Origin of the sequence: Subtercola boreus (assembly GCF_003399645.1) — a bacterium.
In the GTDB taxonomy this organism is placed as follows: Bacteria; Actinomycetota; Actinomycetes; order Actinomycetales; family Microbacteriaceae; genus Subtercola; species Subtercola boreus_A.
On record NZ_NBXD01000086.1, the window covers coordinates 1 to 1688 of the forward strand.

General features: G+C 60.6%; 1 protein-coding gene. It reads left to right on the forward strand.

The window, feature by feature from the left end:
- The coding region (locus B7R24_RS17215; protein ID WP_253259947.1) for a condensation domain-containing protein at window positions 1–1688 on the forward strand (1688 nt) is incomplete at both ends.

Below are 1688 nucleotides of genomic sequence, written 5' to 3' on the forward strand. Positions count from 1 at the left end.
CAGGATGAGGTGGTGGGTCTTGCTGGCGAGTTGCGGTCGTATTTGTCGTTGAGTCTTCCTGAGCACATGGTTCCAGCGGCGTTTGTTGTGTTGGACGCGCTGCCGCTGACACCGAATGGGAAGGTGGATCGGCGCGCTTTGCCCGCGCCCGCGGACGAGGCTTACGCGCGTGGTGTCGAGGAGGCACCGGTGGGTGAGATCGAGACACTACTGGCTGGGCTGTGGAGCGACCTGCTGGGAGTTGAACGGATCGGACGACGCGACAGCTTCTTCACCCTCGGCGGACACTCCCTCCTCGCCGTCCGACTCATCAGCCGCATACGCCAAGAGCTCGGCATCGAACTCACGCTGGCGAAGCTTTTCGCTCAGCCGGTTTTGTTTGATATGGCTGGGGTGATCGCCGAGCTTGTCGAGAAGTCCGGTCGCCAGTTGCTGCCCGCGATCGAGCCTGTGGATCGCGGGGGTGTGCTGCCTCTGTCCTTTGCCCAGCAGCGCTTGTGGTTCCTTGGACAGTTGGACGGGATGAGCGCCAGCTATCACATTCCGTTGGCTCTGAACCTGCGCGGGCCTCTTCATCGTGCCGCCCTCATCCGTAGCCTCGACACGTTGTGGGAACGTCACGAGGGGTTACGCAGCGTCTTTGTCGCCCAGGGTGGCGAGCCGCATGTTGAGCTTTTGGCTGCGGAGACAGGTTTCGGATTGGTCGAGCATGATCTTCGCGGCGTCGATCAGGCGCAGACGCGCCTGACGGAACTGTGCCGCGAAGCGTCGGATGCGCCCTTCGATTTCGCGCGCGGCCCGCTTGTCCGAGGCCAGTTGATCCGGCTCGGCGACGAGGAGCATGTTCTTACCCTGACTCAGCATCACATCATCTCAGACGGCTGGTCGATCGAGGTTTTTCTCCGCGAACTACGGACGTTGTACGGGGCGTTCCTGCGAGACGGCGAAGATCCACTGCCGGCACTCCAGATTCAGTACCCCGATTACGCGGTCTGGCAGCGCGAATGGATTTCGGGAGAACGTCAGGCGTTGCAGGCACGGTACTGGAGTTCTGAACTTGCTGATGCGCCGGCCCTGCTGGCGTTACCCACGGATCGTTCCCGTCCGGCGCAACAATCGTTTGCAGGCGCGCACGTGGATATTTGGCTCGACCCTGAATTGAGTCGCCAGTTGAAGGTGTTGAGCCTTCGTTACGGGACGACGTTGTTCATGACGATTCTGGCGGCGTGGGCAAGTCTGCTGTCACGGCTTTCCGGCCAAGAGGACATTGTGATTGGCACGCCGGTCGCGAACCGTGCCCGCACCGAGGTGGAGGGGTTGATCGGGTTCTTCGTGAATACGCTCGCGCTGCGAGTGGATCTTTCCGAATCGCAGGACCTCGAGACGCTCTTGGCGCAGGTTCGTTCGAAAGTCGTGTCGGGCCAAGACCACCAGGATCTTCCCTTCGAGCAGGTTGTCGAGATCGTTCAACCCGCCCGCCGGCTCGACCACACTCCCTTGTTCCAGGTGATGTTCTCTTGGGAAAACGAGGATGTCGTTGCGGCAACGAAACTCGATGGCCTTTCTGTGACGCCGCTCGAGACGAATTATGAAGTAGCCAAATTCGATCTCGATCTCGCTTTACGGGAAGCCGGCGACGAAATCATCGGGGTTCTCGTGTACTCGAGCGCGCTCTTCGACGAGTCAAC